Source organism: Paenibacillus sp. B-A-8, from assembly GCF_048572915.1.
Lineage (GTDB): Bacteria > Bacillota > Bacilli > Paenibacillales > Paenibacillaceae > Paenibacillus_AQ.
The window spans coordinates 1,575,957-1,593,905 of sequence record NZ_CP183882.1 but is presented as its reverse complement, the minus strand read 5'-3'; the positions used below and the strand labels follow the sequence as shown (position 1 = coordinate 1,593,905).

Below are 17,949 nucleotides of genomic sequence, written 5' to 3'. Positions count from 1 at the left end.
TATGACCGCTATCCAAGCCGTTAACTGGAATCGTCCTGACGACGATTTCTCATTGATGTTCTGGAATCAGAACATTATGCAATTCTGGACGGACGATGAAATTCCATTATCCGATGATAAAATGTCCTGGCTCACGCTTAGTGAGCAAGAAAAGGACTCCTATATGAAGGTACTCGGCGGACTCACGCTACTGGATACGATTCAAGGCGGAGTAGGGATGCCGCAGATTATGGAGCATGTTGAAGGTCTTCAGCGCAAGGCTGTGCTTGGCTTTATGGGCATGATGGAACAGATTCACGCCAAATCGTACAGCAGCATTTTCACCACTTTATCCTCCACAGAGGAGATTGACGATGTATTCCGCTGGGTTGAAGAGAACCCTTATCTGCAGTTTAAGGCAGAGACCATATCCCAATATTACAAAAAAATAGATTCACCCAAAGATTTGTACCTTGCCATGGCAGCCTCAGTACTGCTCGAGAGCTACTTGTTCTACAGTGGCTTCTTCTACCCGCTTTATCTGGCTGGCCAAGGCAAAATGACATGCAGCGGTGAGATCATCGACCTTATTCTGCGGGATGAGAGCATCCATGGCGTATATGTCGGTGTGCTGGCGCAGGAGATCTTTGACGGGCTACCAGATGACGAGCAGCGTGAGCTACACCAGAAGCTGGTAGACCTCCTTAGACTGCTACATGAGAATGAAGAACGTTATACCGAGCAGATCTACGCTCCCATCGGACTGGTGGACGAGGTCAAGACCTTCCTTAGATACAATGCTAACAAAGCCATGATGAATCTGGGGCATGATCCGCTATTCGACGAGGAAGAGATCAACCCGATTGTTCAGAATGGCATCAGTACCCACACCAAGCAGCATGATTTCTTCTCGAAAAAAGGTAACGGATACGTCCGGGCGCTTAACGTGGAACCGCTGAAAGATGAAGATTTTCAATTTTAAATATAGATAAAGCAAAAAAGTGCGGAGAAAATTCTCCGCACTTTTTTGCTAACTGTAAGATTAGATTATTGCAAGCTTTTCAGGTATGTTCTAGCTTCTTCGTAGGTATCGTAAGCATCTGCAAAATCTCTACCAAAAATACGTTTCAATTGCATCTTCCAAATTGGGTTTTTAGTTACATAAGCCCATCCTGCTTGACCAGCTTCACTCGCCATCGCACCAGTAGGGGCTAGCATAGCTGCAACTTCAGGAGTAAGTACACTTTTAGAATCAGTTACATCAGTTGTTCCTGTGAATTTAGGTTTAACAAGCTTCATGATATTTTCAAAATCTTTCAGGTATCCTGGAACATCTTCAGCTGAAAAATCAATAGATACTACATCGATATGGTTCTCATTTTGGTTGTACTTAATTGTGTATGACATAATTTTTTCCTCCAAGTTTTAAAGTTATTTTTTTAATAATAGAGATGAAATGTATGTAACTTCACAGACAAAAAATACCCGCCCCAGGCTTTTTCAGGGCGACGACATCTACTTCCTGTATCGTTTTTATAACAACACCCTTTCTAGAATATTAACTAATACATATTACCTATATTATTATCGACAAATTTCTTTTTTTCTTTATATTAAAATACAATTTTCTACAAATTCCAACATATCCATGGTCATATTTTCCTTAATTCATTTATTTTTGCGTATCTACTGTCTCTTGCAACCATTCAATTTGCCAACATACGAAGAATCTGTTTTTTAGACAACTAAAAAAGGCTCTGCGTGCGACTTCCGATTCAAGTCCATTCATCCTACAGGATTTTGAAATCAGAATACGCCGCAAAACCTTAGATACTAGAATTAGTTGTTACATAAGTAGATTAATCGATGATTACTTTGTTGCGGAATAGCCCCCGTCAATCACATGTGCTGTACCTGTAATAAACGAAGCCTCATCACTTAGAAGGAAACATGCAAAAGCAGCTACTTCCTCAGGCGTACCATATCTACCTAGAGCCGTTCCAGAAGCAATAAGAGATTGAAGCATCTCTACATCGTCAGACAACAGCTTTTCATATCTGTTCATAGTTGGTGTAGGGATAGGTCCAGGGCAAAGGGCATTTACTCTAATGTTACGGTGACCCACTTCTTTGGCAACCGATTTAGTCATCCCCACAATAGCATGTTTACTTGCTGAATAAGCTGCATCATTGGCCATCCCGATAAAAATACCATGCAAAGAGGAGCAGTTTAGGACGGAAGCGCCAGATTTCATATGAGGTAATGTATAATGCAACATGTAGAATTGGCTAGTGAGATTTGTCTGAATCACTTTTTGAAACAACAACGGATCATAGTCTATAACATCCGTATTGTCTCCTGTAATTGCTGAGTTATTATATAAGCAATCAATTTTCCCATAAGCTGCTAATGTTTGATCTACGATATTTTTGCAGTCTGCTTCGAGAGAAACATCTGACCGAACAAACATCGCTTCCCCACCTAGAGCCTTAATTTCCTCAACTGTGTTAGCGCCGGCATCTGATCGATTGGCAACTACTACAGTACCGCCCTCTCTTGCTACTCTTAAGGCTGTAGCTTTTCCGATTCCGGTACCTGCACCTGTAATAATAACTACTTTGTTCTCAAATCTGTTGCTACTCATATGCGCACCACTTTCTTATGTCTTTTTCAGGAAGAGGATTCGAACCTCATAGACCCTAAAGTCACCTGATGCAATGTGGATTGGAACATTTTTACAGAAAAATCGACAAAATTTCCCTCTATATGACAACTTTATTGTATTTAATTGTATATAGCAATGAATATTTTAATTTGCTTTTACAACAATCGAGAATTTGGTTTTGATCGTCATAAAAAATACACCCCTTAGAATTTCATCAGATAAACCAGAAGTTTTATCCAATGCTTATTTTAAGGGGTTTAATCATTTGTAAATCCGTCGTTGTTAATGAAACCATACTCCAAATAAATTATTTATTGGCTTATAGATAAAAATAATCAGAAACAGCGGACTGGGGATGTTCAATTTTAACAACGTGCATAGGGTCGCGCCAAGCCCCAAAATCCAAAATATAAAATATACGCTAAGATCACGTACTCGGCGCTTTCGCACTAATTTAGGCAAATCAAGTGCCATACAACCTACAGCAAGCACCAAAAAAAACAATAACACCATTTGACTCACTCCTTGATTTTTTCAAGAAAAGAATTATCTGTTAGACCTACGCGGTTAATAACTACTGAGGCACTATAATGGATGGGCAATGATTTAAGGTAATCGTCGCCCTTTTTTTGCTGTAGCTTTGTCCAGGCTTTAGGACTGGCATGGTAGATCGATTGTCCAAATCCCATAATATCAACGTTGAAGCGATTATTTACTTGCTCCACCGTGTTTTGCATCCGCTCTACAATCCGTTTCTCTGTTTCCTTTTCCAAACGTCTTATAGTACTTTCCGATTCCAAATTCTCTATACTTTGCACTTCTTCAATATTGCAAAGCGCCTTCACATGAAGGTAAATATGCGGCTCCCCATCAATAATTTTTACTTTGCGTTTGGTTGAAGCCTGGATCGCTTCGATAACAATGGGCTTTCCGTCTTTTCCAGCTATCGGGCCAGAATGTGAGGTTACCTTATCGTTGATATAATTGTAACCGATCGTTTCACCCTCGTTTAGCCAACCTATCAGTTTGTCTTTTCTGAACACAGCTACCGTATGATATTCCAATCTCGTCTTAGGCGTTGTTCGCTCTACATTGCTTTTTTCTTCCCCATCTTTTGGATTTCCCATCACTTCCACTCCGGTCAGTACAGGATTTTCACCTTGAGACAATAAATTTTCAATAAAATCATCCAGCGTGACGGCGACCGTTTTTGCTGAATCTTTATAAGAATTATCTAGGGAACTAAATAATTTGTTCGCTGGTAATTTATCCATAGGTGTAAGGACATTCAAGACATCACTGGCAGTTGTACCTCTGGCAACCATAACGTAGAAATCCATACGTGGCTCACGACTTCTTTTAAATACATCCAGTATCTCGCCCACTCCGAAGCGGGCAAGCTCCTCCCCAATAACCAACACCCGGATATGACCAAGATAACTTGTCCTGGAACTGTCCAGATTCAACATACGCTGTGCATCATAAAACGTAGGTACCGTGAATTTATAAACGACCACAGGGACTCCCGTGCCTCCCCCACCTCCAGTCGATTGTGAGGATATCGCAGATGGAATAACGACCTGCATCGAAACGGTATAACCCTTTTCAGCCTTGTCGATCCCTATCCCCAGTACAAAGGCTATTTCATTCAGTTCCTTCCTTTCCCAACAACCACTCAGCACCAACGTAAATTGGAGCGCTATCATCAATTGGAGAACGCCTCTAACTAATTTTTTATTCATTTTTTCGATTCCTCATCACTGGTTCTGCTTTGACGAAATAAGTTCTGCGTCTTGTTTTGAACGGGTCTTGTCTTTAATAAAGGCCACGGAAAGCGAAAGATAGAATCCTTTAAGTCTTTGGAATTATAAGGCCCAAGCGGACTCATATAAGGCATTCCAAAAGAACGCAAGCTCGACAAATGCAGTACGATGATAAAAATACCGAATAGAATTCCATATAATCCGATAAAACCGGCTAAAGCTATAAGCACAAAACGGATCATCCGCGCAGCTATAGACATTCCTGTCTCCGGAATAACAAAACTAGAAATGGCTGTAAGCGATACAATAATGACCATTGCAGATGAAATAAAGCCTGCTGCAACCGCTGCTTGCCCAATTACTAACGTTCCGACAATGGAAATTGCCTGTCCAATATTTTTAGGTATCCGTACCCCGGCCTCCCGCAAAATCTCATAAGTCATTTCCATGATCAGCGCCTCAACAAAAGCAGGAAAAGGAACACTCTCCCGCTGAGCAGCTAAACTGATTACAAGATTGGTTGGTATCATCTCTTGGTGGTAAGTAGTGATCGCAACATACAATGAAGGTGCAAGCAAAGTAATAAAAAACGAAATAAAACGAACTAATCTCAGTAATGTTCCAATATCGGCCCTTTGGTAATAATCCTCGGCTGACTGAAAAAATGCCACAAAAAATGTGGGTACCAATAGTACAAAAGGAGTTCCATCCACAAGAATGGCCACTTTCCCTTCCAAAATACCTGCTGCAATCGTATCCGGACGATCACTGTTGTAGACGGTAGGAAAAGGTGTAAATACCGTCTCTTGAATAAATTCTTCAATATATCCACTTTCGAGAATGCTGTCCGTATCAATTTTATTCAGACGGCGTTTTACTTCTTGCACCAAATCCTTATTTGCGATGTTGTTTAGATACATAATGGATACACTAGTTTGAGTCACCCTTCCGATCTGAACGGTTTCCAGCCATAAATGGCTATCCTTTATTTTCCGCCGCACCAGTGCCGTATTCGTCCGCAAATTCTCAGTGAATCCTTCCATTGGACCTCGTACAACCGATTGCGAACTGGGCTCCCCTACATTGCGATCTTCCCAGCCAGGTAAACCGATCCGGAGAGCGGTGGATGTCCCATCGAGCAGCAGCATTACACTACCGGACAATAATTCGTGTATAAATTGGTTGAAATCAACAATGACGGTTAGATCACCGGCTATTAATATCTGTTTCTTAATGATCTCAATTTTCTGCTCGGACTCAAGCTTCGCTAGCTGTTCATAAGGAATATGTTCCTGCAAAGAATACAAAATTGAATTATGCAGAACCTGAGTATCCACAAGACCATCTATGTAAATCAAAGAAATATGAGTATTTTCTTCTATCTGCAATTCTTTTATCACTACATCAGAACTTCTGCCCAGCAATCCGTACAACTGATCAATATTGGTTTTCAATTGTTTTGATAGTGTTCCAGTCTCCGAACTCTTCATGATGTAGCCTCCACTTCACCTAGATAGATGAGTATAGTTTGATGTTAATTATGATAATTATTCCTCCGGAATAAAAATCGGGTTGGCATAATTCTGGTAAGTACAACCATACTAAAACTAGTCCAATAAATTTGAGGGGGTATATGAGTTTGGAGAAAGATAGAATTAGTACCAATCAAATGATTATACTCGGGCTATTCACATTTATTGGGGATATGGCGCTTGTGTATCCGGCATTAATGATAGCAGGAGCGAAACAAGATGCATGGATCGCTGCTTTGATTAGTATTCCCTTGGGTCTTGCGAGCATAAAATTGTTGCTTTACTTAGCAGATATTGAGCCCAACAAGAATATTATCGAGCTTAGCCTACAAATTTTAGGAAAGTGGGTTGGAACTGCTGTAGCCTTGTTCTATCTAGTGTTCTTCCTGATTGCCGCTTCCACTTACATAAGAGAAATTGAGGATTTCATGTGTACACAGATTTACGAGAAAACACCTGGCGGGGTTATTCGTTTCATGGCTATTTTCCTACTCGTATATGGCGTAAGGCTTGGTCTGGAAACATTGGGGCGGGCAGCTCAGCTTTTTTTTCCTTTATTTGCGGTTTTTTTGATCGGTCTTCTGCTTCTGCTGACGCCCGATGTCAAAATGGAACGTTTATACCCCATCATGAACACACCAGTACCGGACATGCTCCATACTTTGATGTATGGTGTTTTTTATCCCTTTGGTGAATTGTGCGTGTTTCTTATGATATATCCTTATGCTCAGAAGAATAGCAAAACAAGCCGGGATATTTTCATAGCCTTGATCATCGGAGCGCTGGGACTTAACCTCATCTTATTTTTTTCCCTTACCGTTCTTGGTGTTTACGCTTCTGAACATCAATTTTATGCCGCTTATATTCTTGCTCAAAAAATTAATATTGCTAATTCTCTACAACGTATTGAAGCGCTTATGGCTACAGCATGGATTATCAGCACGTACTTCAAAACAGCCATTTATTACTATGCTTTAACATTAGGTACAGCTCAAATATTTAAACTCAAAAGCCACCGTCCTCTGATCTTACCCACTGGATTTCTGTTATTTGGTATGTCACAACTGATTGCCAAAGACATCATTTTCTATGTAAAGGAAATCCCTACCTACTGGGTAGATTGGGATTTCACTGTTGCATTTGTTCTACCGCTTATGTTGCTTATTGTGTATCATTTCAAGAAACGTCATGCTGCCAAGTTAAATAACCTCTCTCCCTAAAATAAAAAAAGGACAGCTATTGGGCTGTCCTTTTGCTCATGAATTTCTTACACGCAGTAAGGTTATTCCTTCTTATCCAAAGTAATCGACGATGGTGTTACATCCCGAATTGGCTCTTGAGCTACTTCAAAAGTTGATCCACAGCTCGGGCAAAACCGAGCCTCAATTGCCACATTGCCACCGCATGCTTTACATTGCTTCACATCGGACAACCCAGCGATTTGCGCAAGATTAACCTCAATCTCCGATTTCAGTTCAAGAATACGGGAAATATTCTTCTCGATCTGCTCACTCGGCAGTGGTCCTGCACCTTGGGTTACAGCTTCAAACAACAGTTTACCCATAACCTGATACTGCTGGTCAATGTCATTCTGCTTGCTGTTGTTCTGTAATTTCAATCGATTGATCTCCACCACTGTCTTTGCTTTATTCCCAGCCTCGCTTACGCCTGCCTTTACCTTGTTAAAAAAGCTCATATTCAGCCCCCAATTCCGTAGTAGTCATAATATAAGCATATTTCGACACCTTCACAAGTATTCCTTTCTTTATTGTACTTAACTTCAACCACAATTTGTTGTTCATCCACAATTCTGAACTTATTTCCCCCGCCTTCCTGCGGGAACGAACCTCGACTCAAGTCTGGTAACAAAAACCGTCTTCAGGCTGTTTTGCCACATTCGAAAAGACTTTACAATGAGTACATAAGCAAGCGGGTAGCAAGATTCAATAACAATCACCCCCATAAGAGAGGATGACAATAATAAATGAAAAAATTATATCGATCCAGAAGTGATCAAAAAATTAGTGGTTTGTGTGGAGGACTTGCTCTTTGGTCAGGCATTGATGCCACAGTACTCCGTCTCGTGACCGTTGCTGCAGCACTTTTCAGCTTTGGTACAGTCCTTATCTTTTACATCATCGCCAGCATCATCGTCCCTAAAGAACCTTTTGGCAGCTTTTCAGATGGACCTGATTTCTACTAACAGACCGTCATTCATTCACAATCAAACATACTAAGGAGAGATAAAACATGAGTCTATTCAAAAGAATTTCCACCCTTACCAAAGCTGCCCTACACGAAGGTCTTAATAAATTAGAAAATCCGGTGCTGCTAACAGGACAGTATCTGCGCGATCTTGAGAACGAAATAGCTACTGCTGAACGCAATGAGCGTGATTTAAAGGTTACAGCGAGTGTATTGGAACGCCGTAAGCAAGAATATACTCAGTTGATAGAGCAAAGCGAAGCTGAAGCCGTTCAAGCGGTTGAGCAAGGAAATGAAGAAAGAGCACGTCTTGCACTCATGGCCAAGCTGCGGTATACAGAACAATTAGATGAGAGTATCAATAGTCAGGCACAAACTCAGCAATCCCTGGCTGAGCTGGAGATCAATATCGCTAGAGCTAAAGAAGAACGCGAACATCTTAAAGCGAAAAGAACCGAGCTTATCGCTCGCGCTCAGCAAGCTACAGAAACACTAAGCTCGGCTCCTCATAGCAACAGTGTAAAAGGACCAAATGTGGGTACCGCTTCACGCGGCTTCGAACGAATGGAAGAGAAAATTTTCGAATGGGAAGCTCTGGCGGAAAACTCCAAGTATAAATCCAACTCAGGCGCAGGCGTAGCTTCATCCATTGATCCCAACCTTCGTAGTGCCGTAGATGATGAAATTGAACGTATTCGCAACCGGAAAATGAATACTGACAAAAAATAAATATACTAACAAGCCCCTTATTTCTCAGCTACTGAGCTACATAAGGGGCTTGTTTTTTCTATTCCTCTTCATCCCTCGTATCATTTTTTTCGTTTCCGGATCTACACGATAAGACTCTGTGATTTTCTGCAAAGCCTTGTTATAGGTGAAATCATCTAAGTTGTTGGTTCTCAAATAATCTATCGTAGCCGCAGGCAACTTTACATAACACATTGAAAGCGCCCAAGAAACCGCCATTTTTACATAATATCCTTCATGTCTGACCTTATCGAGAAGTTGTAGAATCCGTCGGATGTATGCCTCTTCGATAAAAAAATTTAACATCATTACTACTGCAAATCGAATCTCATATTCTTTTTCAGATGAAAGATAAGGCACTATAAAGTCCCACATCTGCTCTTTATTCTTTCTCGTAAACTTCAGGCCAGTGCAAAAGCTATCGCATACCGACCAGTTATCGATTTTAGGAATAAAGTCCGCCATATAATGCAGAATCTCTTCAAGATCTGTCTTCACATAACCAAGCACCATCCCTTGCAGCATTATTTCTTCAAAATAATCAGACTCGGCTTGCTCCAAATAAGCTCTCCAGTCTCCCTTTGCAATGGTTTTGGCGAGCTTACGCAGCTCCGGTAGCCTGACCCCTATCACATTATCGATTGTGGGAAGTAAAGCCGCAGAAAACTTCTGGTAGTCCGCGTCAGCTAACTCCACGAGCTGTTCCTTTATTGTTTTGTCCATGAAAGTACTCCCTGCTTTTTAATTATTGAAATGAAATCTCCCACAAATATATGGAGGCTACTGAACCGAGTGGTGAGTACCGAAGACGGTATTGTTCAAATTGCTCTTTGGTAAGCGTATCAAGCCCATACAGCTTCATCATGCCACGACGGATAGCGATATCTCCCCAACTAACTACATCTGGACGCTCCATACAATTAATTAACATCATCTCTGCTGTCCACTTGCCAATGCCTTTTAGCTTCATGAGTTTTTGAATAACCTCTTGATCGGAAAATCCATATAACTCCTCCAGCTTAAAATCACCCTGCGCGACCAGATTAGAAATATCATGAATGCATAATGCCTTTTTCATCGTCATGCCGCAACCCTGTATCTCATCCGCTGTGTGTATAGATAGCTGCTGCGGGGTTATTTCTCCGAATTGAGCCTGCATTCTTGTCCAGATGGTCCGAACGGCTTTGACTGATATTAGCTGACCCACTATGGCATAAATAAGCGCAGTGAAAAGATTCGGAATAATCACACGCTCCACTTTCCCCATCCGCGCTATCGCCGCACCTAGCACTGGGTCGACACTTCCTAGGTAATCCATTTCTGCTTGCCCATATTCAAAAAATTTAGTAGTTACAGCGCTCAAAATATTACCTCCCGTATCTGAGCTTAATAATAATATACAACATCTATTTTGCAGTGTACGGATTCTTGAATAGGATAGCAAGATAACGAGACTATCAAGTCAATTCAATATATTGTTATAAACAAGAAAATTATGGTGATAAAACTGCATCTTTATATTAAACTATGCGTAGAATAGTTATCCAATATTCATAACTTGTGGATTTTTTACACAAAAATACTTTTTTATCTTAGGGGGAATTGTAAAATGGCATTTTTAGTCGTAATTTGTTTTCTCGCTTTTATTACACTTGGAATCATTGGGATTGTCTCGGCAATACGTAAAAAACCTGCAAAGATTAAATTTCTTTTATCCCTGCTATCGTTTATTTTAATGATTGTATTTACAGTGGTTGGAGGAAATTCCGACTCAGATAAAACTCTTCAAACAGCAGATACGTCTAGAAAAACTTCGACAAACAGCAATGATAATTCAACTACTGTAAGTGCTGAAGTCCAAAATGATGCTGAACAGGTTAAGGCTGACGCAGAAGCAAAGGCTGCTGCAGAGGCGGAGGCAAAGAAAAAAGCAGATGCAGATGCTAAAGCTGATGCAGAGAAAAAAGAAAAAGAAGCTGCTGCTATCAAAGCCAAGCAAGATGCGGCTCTTGCACAAATGGTGAAAACAGTAGATGAAGTTGAAGGCATTACATGGTATCAAGATAAAGAAGCGCCAAAGTACATCAATGAAAATGGCATTTACGCTTATTTTGGAATCAAGGATGGACAAATAACTTCTGGGCTACGGTTAAAAATACAATACACCGGTGATAGCTGGATATTCATTAAGAATTACATCTTTAATATAGATGGTCAAAAATTTGAAATAAATCCTGGATTTATGGGAGCAGAAAGAGATATGAGCACGGATATTAATAGTCCGGGGGTTTGGGAATATCATGATGAAACACTCAACAAATCACAAATCAAGATGTTGACTCAGCTCATTGAATCCGAGAAAACCATTATGCGTCTTGAAGGAGATCAACGGAAAGAGGATAGAACCATCAGTGCAAGCCAAAAAGCAGCACTCAAACGGGTACTTGATGCTTACATCGCTGCTGGGGGAGAAGTATAGCGTTTAACTATAATTAATAACCACAGCCCTAAAAGCCATGACAATTCTATTATGTAGAATATCATGGCTTTTCTCTTGTACTTGTACTAGATTGTATTTATCATTTTACTACTTTAATATGAATGTATATATGATAGATAAGGAGCTTTACGAATGGACTTTATAGCAATTGACTTTGAAACGGCGAATTCCAGTCGATCCAGCGCCTGTGCTTTAGGACTCGTGGAAGTAAAAGATGGAAAGATAACAACAGAACATTCTTGGCTGATCGATCCCAAGCAGCGGTTTGACGGCATGAACATTTCAATACATGGCATCACCCCCTCCATGGTAATCGGTCAACCCACCTTCGATGAACTGTGGCCTACCGTTGAACCTTTGTTGCACGGGCAAATCGTCGTGGCACATAATGCCGCTTTTGATATGAGTGTACTGCGATATTGCCTCGATGGAATGTCCTTAAGCTATCCTAGCTTTCAATACTTATGTACATATTTATTAGGCAAAAAAATGCTGCCCGAGCTCCCCTCTCATAAGCTTAATGTAGTCTCCGAGCATTTCGGCATTCAGCTGAAGCACCATGACGCTCTCGATGACGCGCGCGCTGCAGCCTCGGTACTATTAAGACTTATGGAGCAAGAATCACACCGTGATCCGCTTTCGCTCTCCAGCAGCCAAGGATATACTAGCGGAACTATGTTTGCTGGTGGGTACACTCCTTTTTCTGCTCGAAAGAGTAAACCGGCTAAGAGACCTGTGAACAAACAAAGAACGAACAACTTTTATTTGTAATAAAATGTTTCGTTATTCAGCAGAAAAACACCCAACCGACTCACTGCCGGTTGGGTGTTTGGATTTACAGGGAAGAACTATCAGCAATCAGTGAACATCCCATCGGTTCATCCTGATCACCAACCAAGATCAACACAACACACTAGATCTTCATCCGATAGACTGCTTTATTCTCCAGTCCTCTAATGAATGGCGTCCATTCTTCGGTTTCTGGTGTGGTATCCAGAGCATCCTCCACCATTTGCAGCTTCGCATCCATCGCGTCGATATGATGCAGAGCGACCGCTTCAGCCGTCTGCGGCTGAACAGGACTGCCCCATTCGCCCAAATTATGGTGTGACAATACGAGATGCTGTAACGCCAGAACCTTCTCCGAATTCAAATCAATATCTAAGCGGATAGCTGCCTCCGTAATCCAGTTAGATGCCATCGAGATATGACCAATCAGCTTACCCTGTACGCTATATTCCGAGACAATTCCGAGCTGAGAGATCATCTCCTCCGGCTTCGCGATATCATGCAGAATAATTCCAGCCTTCATTAAATCTGGATTCAAGAACGGACGCTGCTTGCACAGAAAATCCCCGATCTCCAGCATACGAACCATATGATAAGCAAGTCCGGCAAAATAAGCATGGTGATGCGTCTTGGCAGCCGGATAATGCATCAATTTCTCTTCCACTTTGCTTACACAAAAGGAGACAATTGAGGCAATCTCCGGATCTGTGATGCTTGCCATAACCCCTTTAATCGTATGAATAAGGTCTACTGGACGAATAGGAGCGGAGCGAATAAAATCCGTTAGCGCAACGCCATCCTCATCGTTCACCAATCTGATTTTGGTTACTTTGATTTGCAATTTTTCACGATAAGTGTGCGCAATCCCACGAACCTTCACCAGTGCCATAGGAAAAAAAGTTTCTTTATCGGTTGTGCTGACATCCCAATATTTCGCGGACAATTGTCCACTGGAATCCCCCAAGACTAGGTCAAAATAATCCTTTGGAGGGGTACCGTTCGTTTGTTTGATCGCTAGCTCTCTTAAGAGATAAAAGCCAACAAATTCATCCTGTGGAGCGAGCTGTTTAATTTGTGTCATGTTGAAGCCTCCTATTAATAACAGGCTTTGTACCTGCTCTCTATATTAAACTTTAGACACTCACGTCCAAAATCCCTTTAAATCACTATACGATCTATTTTCATTTTTATGTACAGGTAGATAAAGGAGGTTACTCCACAGGCCATAATATGGCTCTAGAATAACCCCCTTTATAGATTAACTATTGATTGAAAATTGCTTATTTACCAGCGGATTCAAGCGCTGATTTAATAGCTTCTACCACTTTAGCAGATACTTCTTTCTCGGCATCATTATTTCCGAAGGCTGCTGCGCGATATCCATACTTGTGTAAGCTATAGCCTGTTGAAGTCGACTCAATCTCGCTCTTCACAGCCAGCTCAGCGTCAGTCAACTGGTTAACTGCTCTGGTGCTTCCGTTTTTATCTAGATAGTAAACGAGCATTTTAACAGGAACGCCATGTTCAACATACGTCATAACATTTACAAGCTTATCAGCACTTACACCAATGAAGATTCCATCGAAGTAAGCCGCTTTATTAGCTTCAACAATCTCAGCTTTCCCGTATGCTCTATCCACCGCAGTCTTAAGAGCTACACTACTGCTAGTTGCACCGGAAACTGCATCCACATCTTGAACAGCTTCTCTAGTACCTGCTGCAAGGATGCTAGTAGTCAATTGCGGAATTGCTTTTACCACTTCTGGGTAAGCTGCTTTACCTCTATCTACAAGATTCATTCCTACACGATATAAGGCAACGTTTACGATCTTACCGTTACGCAGTGTAACGTCTGCTCTGTTTGTTCCTTTATCATAGGCATCTCCAAATGCAGTGAAGGTTCCGTCTTTATAAGTACCTTGAACTTTGGATGCGTTGGTCAAAGCATCCGTCAGTGCAGCTTTAGCAGCTGCGGATAACTCTTCTTGACCTGTGATATCGGACATTTGTACACCTTTAGCAAGTAATCCTGAAGTAAGTGTACCTACCAGCGATTTTTGTTCTGCACTTAATTTGTCATCAGCAATCAGCTTGCCGTCAGTTCCAAACAAGCTTAGTTTAATGTTTGTGACTGCATCTGAAGCAACATCTACAAGCAATAACACTTTAGACTGGTTATCTACACCTGCAAATTTGCCGTCAAAATAATTAGCTTCACCAGGAACTTTCAGTGCTTTTTCAAAAGCTCTTTCTACAGCCTGGTTCCAACCGTGACTGCTTTCTGTAGCTCCGGAAATTCCATCAACCTTCTCATCATAATTAGCGAAGTAAGATCCGTTTCCGAGCAGCTTAGCTGTCATAGGAGCATTAGCTTTTACAACTTCAGCATAAGCCGTTGCACCTCTGTCAATTAGGTTGTTCCCAAGTCTGAACAGCTTCACATCCACTAGCTTACCATTGCGGATCACGATGTCAGCTCTTTCAACACCAACACTTCTTGCAGTTCCATAAGAAGAATAGAAACCGTCTACATAAGCAGAAGTATTGTCAATCTTAGCATTCTGCTCAGCATCCCAGAAAGCATTAGTCGCAGCTTTAAAGTCGGCTTCTAGTCCTGCGACAGGCTGCGCAGCTGTTCCTTTAGCCAGCAACGCTGGCGTTATAGCTGCAACTGCTGCGGATTGCTCAGCTGTGTAGGCCTTCTCATCCACGAAATCACCGGCACTGTTCAGCGGGTACACTTTAACAGCTGTGAGCTTATTGGATTCGTAGGTTGCAAATACTGCATATTTACCTGTAGGATCTATGCCCATATGAACACCATCAAAGTAAATTGCATCTGTATCTTTCACTGTTAGAGCTCTTTCAAACGCTCTGTCTACAGACAATTTCCATCCATTACTAGAGCGGGTAGCTCCCGAAACAGCGTCTACTGCTGCTGCTCCATCTCTTGTTTTTCCTAACAATTTATTCGTCATCAATCCATAAGCTTGCCATAAAGCGCTATAGTTGTTACGAGCATCTCTATCGATCAGCTTAGGGCTGGTTCTCAGGAGATCAATGCTAGTGATTTTTCCATCTTTAATTACGATCTTAGCGCCTTCAGTACCTTTGGAGTATGCATCGCCATACGCTACGTAAACTCCATCTTGATATACATTTTCTTTAACTGTAACCGGCAATGTTGTTGGCTCAGGCTTAGCAGTCGCAGCAGGTGCTACTGTAGCAGCAGGTACTGTGGTTGCTGCTGGTGCAGCGGTTGCTTTTGGCGTTGTAGCTGGTTTAGCTGTTGCTTTTGGTGTTGCTGCCGGAGCCGCAGTTGCCTTTGGTGTTGCTGTTGCTTTTGGTGTTGCTGTTGCTTTTGGTGTTGCTGTTGCTTTTGGTGTTGCTACTGGTTTTGCTGTTGCTGCTGGTTTTGCCGTTGGTTTGGCTGCTGGTGCTTCCGCTTCTTCAGAAGCTGCTGATACTGCATCCACCTTCAAGTTTAAAGCAGGCACATTAAGTGTGTAAGCAAATGGCGCTAACAATATTGCCGCGCTAACCGTTAAAGAAATTAGTTTTTTCAATAAAATTCTCCTTTACCAAATCCCCAGTGATATATAGCTTTTCTTAACTAAACTTACCTTTTACGGCGCCCCTTCTCTTCTTATGAAGCATTACTTCTCTCTTCATAAGAATTCATCCCCCCTCTCATGCCTTTGCGCTATCCATCACTTTCCAAAAAATAATGTCTAAAATCTATTCATTTCTTCCTTTTAACAAAAAGCCGCATAAAAGGTGAAATAATTCACATATAATGTTAGAAAAGAATGAAGACGCTTTTTCAATCAATTTCTGGTTTGATACTACCAAACTTTTCCGTCATTCCTCTGTATCTAAAATCACATACCCTATAAGAAACATCACTATTTGCTCATAAATGTGATTTTCGATTATTTTTTCCAAACAAATACATCCCACTTCTTCTTCCCTATGTAAATAAAGTGATTTCGATTATTGTGAATCCAAGATTAGATGTGCTATTTTAGAACGATCTCTACCATGGGAAAGGAGTTCAAAGCTTTGAACAAACAACCGCCTATTGGAGTTATACTCGCCCAAATCGGCACGCCTACAGCACCTACTGCAAAGGCGGTACGCCCTTATCTGAAACGTTTTTTATCCGATCGCCGAATCATAGATTATTCACCTCTGCTCTGGCAGCCTCTGCTGAGAGGTGTTATTCTGCGCACACGTCCACGCCGGTCGGCTGAGCTGTACAGACTAATATGGACTACAGAAGGATCACCCCTGCTCTCCCACTCATTAGCTCAGCAATCTGGTTTGCAAGCGCTTCTAGGCCCACGGTATCAAGTTGAGCTTGGCCTAGCGTATAGCGAACCAAGCATGGAACAAGCAATGAATAAATTGGAAGCTACCGGAGTCACACGCATCATCATTGTGCCTTTATTCCCTCAATATTCGTCCACTACGACGGCATCCGTATTCGATCAGGCGAGCTTCGCTGCACTAGGACGCCAAAGCTCCACTGGGCCGGTAACGAAGCGCCTTATTCCAGCTCTCAGATTTATGGATGCTTATTATAATGAACCTGGCTATATTTCAGCCATGAAGTCACATTTATTGCATCAAATGGAACTTCTGGGCTCGGAGCCTGATTATTTCGTACTGACCTTCCACGGGATCCCCAAACGGTATGCAGATACAGGTGATCCCTATCCAGAGCAATGTATGGAAACAGCACGCCTTCTCGCATCTGCTATGAATTGGGAGCCCGGGCGTTGGCAGGTTACTTTTCAATCGCGCTTCGGACGTGAAGAGTGGGTAGGTCCCTCTACAGCAGATGTTTTGGGGAAGCTAGCGGAACGCGGAATTCATAAACCTTTGATTTTCTCTCCAGGCCTTGTTACCGATTGTCTGGAAACGCTGCATGAGCTAGCAATAGAAGGGCGTGAACAATATGAGGCTGGAGGAGGACATGCTGAAGACTTCACTGCGGTCCCCTGCTTGAATAATCATGAGGACTGGCTTCATTTTCTGGCTCAGCATGTTGAACGAAACGCCATGGGCTGGTAATGCAAAAAACCGTCTTATCCGCAAATATTTTGCTGCAGATAAGACGGTTTACTATGTCAGTTTATAAGATTTAAGAACATGGATACTTATGCTGTAAGTTGCTTATATTTAGTAGTAAGTTCATGGAACCACTGCTTGTCCTGTAAGGTCAACGCAAAATCAATCAGCTCGGCAATCTCACTCGGCTGTAAATCAGCTGAATCATTAAACGATACTTCAGCCGTCGCCGTAGCTTCTCCATTCCCATTCTCTGCGTAATCATATGAGAAGCATATCTTGATATCACTATCCAGAAATTCGTTACGAAGGAAATACAACACCTCACACATTAACACAGGTCTAACATGATCATCAAAGACACATTCCATAACCTTTGCCCAATACTGCTGGTTGCTGAGGTGTAGCTTATCATTGGTTAAGAGATATTTCTCACCCTGAAAATCAGTGACAAATCTCAGCTCAAGCGGCTTCATTTTAAAAATAGCAGCCATTTGCTTCATGCTAATATTCAAAATATCTTGCGTTTCTAATCTGATCATCTCTCATGCACCTCGTCCCTCTTAGTTGGGTTACCTGAAACCTGATGATATCTATAATTTCGTTATATGCCAATAATGTAAAATTAACGCTATTCATTCGCTTTAATTTTTATCTAATTTAACATTATTATCGTCTGCTGACTACGCTTTATTA

General features: G+C 41.6%; 18 protein-coding genes. 7 read left to right on the top strand and 11 right to left on the bottom strand.

Going from position 1 to position 17,949, the window contains the following annotated elements; genetic code table 11:
• Position 1 precedes the first annotated feature (1 nt).
• Positions 2-961, top strand: a complete 960-nt coding sequence (gene nrdF, locus ACN6MV_RS07210) for a class 1b ribonucleoside-diphosphate reductase subunit beta (RefSeq protein WP_419886021.1) — start codon at positions 2-4, stop codon at positions 959-961.
• 65 nt (positions 962-1,026) lie between these two features.
• On the opposite strand, the gene ACN6MV_RS07205 is transcribed toward nrdF, so the two are convergent.
• The 5 genes from ACN6MV_RS07205 to ACN6MV_RS07185 form a co-directional block, all read right to left on the bottom strand.
• Positions 1,027-1,386, bottom strand: coding sequence for a hypothetical protein (locus ACN6MV_RS07205; protein WP_042185820.1), 360 nt, complete (start codon positions 1,384-1,386; stop codon positions 1,027-1,029).
• 463 nt (positions 1,387-1,849) lie between these two features.
• Positions 1,850-2,623, bottom strand: coding sequence for an SDR family NAD(P)-dependent oxidoreductase (locus tag ACN6MV_RS07200; protein WP_283910738.1), 774 nt, complete (start codon positions 2,621-2,623; stop codon positions 1,850-1,852).
• Positions 2,624-2,926: 303 nt separating this feature from the next.
• A complete protein-coding gene (locus ACN6MV_RS07195; protein WP_419886020.1) occupies positions 2,927-3,157 on the bottom strand; it encodes a hypothetical protein in 231 nt (76 codons plus the stop codon).
• A 5-nt stretch (positions 3,158-3,162) separates the two neighbouring features.
• Positions 3,163-4,386, bottom strand: coding sequence for a Ger(x)C family spore germination protein (locus ACN6MV_RS07190; protein ID WP_419886019.1), 1,224 nt, complete (start codon positions 4,384-4,386; stop codon positions 3,163-3,165).
• Positions 4,383-5,897, bottom strand: a complete 1,515-nt coding sequence (locus ACN6MV_RS07185) for a spore germination protein (protein ID WP_419886018.1) — start codon at positions 5,895-5,897, stop codon at positions 4,383-4,385. The genes ACN6MV_RS07190 and ACN6MV_RS07185 overlap by 4 nt, the downstream gene beginning before the upstream one ends.
• Positions 5,898-6,040: 143 nt before the next feature.
• Between ACN6MV_RS07185 and ACN6MV_RS07180 the strand changes: the two genes are divergently transcribed.
• Positions 6,041-7,159, top strand: coding sequence for a GerAB/ArcD/ProY family transporter (locus ACN6MV_RS07180; RefSeq protein ID WP_419886017.1), 1,119 nt, complete (start codon positions 6,041-6,043; stop codon positions 7,157-7,159).
• Between the two features lie 62 nt (positions 7,160-7,221).
• Here the strand turns inward: ACN6MV_RS07180 and ACN6MV_RS07175 are convergent, their stop codons facing one another.
• Complete coding sequence (locus tag ACN6MV_RS07175; RefSeq protein WP_042125211.1) at positions 7,222-7,635, bottom strand: zinc ribbon domain-containing protein; 414 nt, start codon at positions 7,633-7,635, stop codon at positions 7,222-7,224.
• Positions 7,636-7,923: 288 nt separating this feature from the next.
• Between ACN6MV_RS07175 and ACN6MV_RS07170 the strand changes: the two genes are divergently transcribed.
• Positions 7,924-8,142, top strand: coding sequence for a PspC domain-containing protein (locus tag ACN6MV_RS07170; protein ID WP_042125209.1), 219 nt, complete (start codon positions 7,924-7,926; stop codon positions 8,140-8,142).
• Positions 8,143-8,189: 47 nt separating this feature from the next.
• On the top strand, positions 8,190-8,873 hold the full coding sequence (locus ACN6MV_RS07165) for a PspA/IM30 family protein (RefSeq protein WP_419886016.1): 684 nt from the start codon (positions 8,190-8,192) through the stop codon (positions 8,871-8,873).
• A gap of 36 nt (positions 8,874-8,909) precedes the next feature.
• On the opposite strand, the gene ACN6MV_RS07160 is transcribed toward ACN6MV_RS07165, so the two are convergent.
• Complete coding sequence (locus ACN6MV_RS07160) at positions 8,910-9,614, bottom strand: DNA alkylation repair protein (protein WP_042125207.1); 705 nt, start codon at positions 9,612-9,614, stop codon at positions 8,910-8,912.
• 22 nt (positions 9,615-9,636) lie between these two features.
• On the bottom strand, positions 9,637-10,254 hold the full coding sequence (locus tag ACN6MV_RS07155) for a DNA-3-methyladenine glycosylase family protein (RefSeq protein WP_419886015.1): 618 nt from the start codon (positions 10,252-10,254) through the stop codon (positions 9,637-9,639).
• Between the two features lie 246 nt (positions 10,255-10,500).
• Here ACN6MV_RS07155 and ACN6MV_RS07150 point away from each other — a divergent pair, with 246 nt between their 5' ends.
• Both ACN6MV_RS07150 and ACN6MV_RS07145 read left to right on the top strand, forming a co-directional pair.
• The gene (locus ACN6MV_RS07150) at positions 10,501-11,370 is read left to right on the top strand and encodes a hypothetical protein (protein WP_042125206.1); all 870 of its coding nucleotides are present in this window, start codon (positions 10,501-10,503) and stop codon (positions 11,368-11,370) included.
• 153 nt (positions 11,371-11,523) lie between these two features.
• Positions 11,524-12,162, top strand: a complete 639-nt coding sequence (locus ACN6MV_RS07145; protein ID WP_419886014.1) for a 3'-5' exonuclease — start codon at positions 11,524-11,526, stop codon at positions 12,160-12,162.
• 142 nt (positions 12,163-12,304) lie between these two features.
• On the opposite strand, the gene ACN6MV_RS07140 is transcribed toward ACN6MV_RS07145, so the two are convergent.
• Both ACN6MV_RS07140 and ACN6MV_RS07135 read right to left on the bottom strand, forming a co-directional pair.
• A complete protein-coding gene (locus tag ACN6MV_RS07140; protein WP_042125202.1) occupies positions 12,305-13,261 on the bottom strand; it encodes a 3'-5' exoribonuclease YhaM family protein in 957 nt (318 codons plus the stop codon).
• A gap of 199 nt (positions 13,262-13,460) precedes the next feature.
• A complete protein-coding gene (locus ACN6MV_RS07135) occupies positions 13,461-15,746 on the bottom strand; it encodes an FMN-binding protein (protein ID WP_419886013.1) in 2,286 nt (761 codons plus the stop codon).
• A 496-nt stretch (positions 15,747-16,242) separates the two neighbouring features.
• On the opposite strand from ACN6MV_RS07135, the gene hemH reads away from it, so the two are divergent.
• On the top strand, positions 16,243-17,256 hold the full coding sequence (gene hemH, locus ACN6MV_RS07130) for a ferrochelatase (RefSeq protein ID WP_052414503.1): 1,014 nt from the start codon (positions 16,243-16,245) through the stop codon (positions 17,254-17,256).
• A gap of 86 nt (positions 17,257-17,342) precedes the next feature.
• On the opposite strand, the gene ACN6MV_RS07125 is transcribed toward hemH, so the two are convergent.
• Positions 17,343-17,795, bottom strand: coding sequence for an IDEAL domain-containing protein (locus ACN6MV_RS07125; RefSeq protein ID WP_042125196.1), 453 nt, complete (start codon positions 17,793-17,795; stop codon positions 17,343-17,345).
• Between the last annotated feature and the right edge of the window lie 154 nt (positions 17,796-17,949).

What these genes read in the sequence shown, in the direction of transcription:
- ACN6MV_RS07190 (WP_419886019.1), bottom strand. Translation starts at nt 4,386, where the DNA reads ATGAATAAAAAATTAGTTAGAGGCGTTCTCCAATTGATGATAGCGCTC.
- ACN6MV_RS07160 (WP_042125207.1), bottom strand. Translation starts at nt 9,614, where the DNA reads ATGGACAAAACAATAAAGGAACAGCTCGTGGAGTTAGCTGACGCGGAC.
- ACN6MV_RS07145 (WP_419886014.1), top strand. Translation starts at nt 11,524, where the DNA reads ATGGACTTTATAGCAATTGACTTTGAAACGGCGAATTCCAGTCGATCC.
- ACN6MV_RS07195 (WP_419886020.1), bottom strand. Translation starts at nt 3,157, where the DNA reads ATGGTGTTATTGTTTTTTTTGGTGCTTGCTGTAGGTTGTATGGCACTT.
- ACN6MV_RS07150 (WP_042125206.1), top strand. Translation starts at nt 10,501, where the DNA reads ATGGCATTTTTAGTCGTAATTTGTTTTCTCGCTTTTATTACACTTGGA.
- ACN6MV_RS07170 (WP_042125209.1), top strand. Translation starts at nt 7,924, where the DNA reads ATGAAAAAATTATATCGATCCAGAAGTGATCAAAAAATTAGTGGTTTG.
- ACN6MV_RS07205 (WP_042185820.1), bottom strand. Translation starts at nt 1,386, where the DNA reads ATGTCATACACAATTAAGTACAACCAAAATGAGAACCATATCGATGTA.
- ACN6MV_RS07175 (WP_042125211.1), bottom strand. Translation starts at nt 7,635, where the DNA reads ATGAGCTTTTTTAACAAGGTAAAGGCAGGCGTAAGCGAGGCTGGGAAT.
- ACN6MV_RS07180 (WP_419886017.1), top strand. Translation starts at nt 6,041, where the DNA reads ATGAGTTTGGAGAAAGATAGAATTAGTACCAATCAAATGATTATACTC.
- nrdF (WP_419886021.1), top strand. Translation starts at nt 2, where the DNA reads ATGACCGCTATCCAAGCCGTTAACTGGAATCGTCCTGACGACGATTTC.
- ACN6MV_RS07125 (WP_042125196.1), bottom strand. Translation starts at nt 17,795, where the DNA reads ATGATCAGATTAGAAACGCAAGATATTTTGAATATTAGCATGAAGCAA.
- ACN6MV_RS07140 (WP_042125202.1), bottom strand. Translation starts at nt 13,261, where the DNA reads ATGACACAAATTAAACAGCTCGCTCCACAGGATGAATTTGTTGGCTTT.
- ACN6MV_RS07200 (WP_283910738.1), bottom strand. Translation starts at nt 2,623, where the DNA reads ATGAGTAGCAACAGATTTGAGAACAAAGTAGTTATTATTACAGGTGCA.
- ACN6MV_RS07185 (WP_419886018.1), bottom strand. Translation starts at nt 5,897, where the DNA reads ATGAAGAGTTCGGAGACTGGAACACTATCAAAACAATTGAAAACCAAT.
- ACN6MV_RS07165 (WP_419886016.1), top strand. Translation starts at nt 8,190, where the DNA reads ATGAGTCTATTCAAAAGAATTTCCACCCTTACCAAAGCTGCCCTACAC.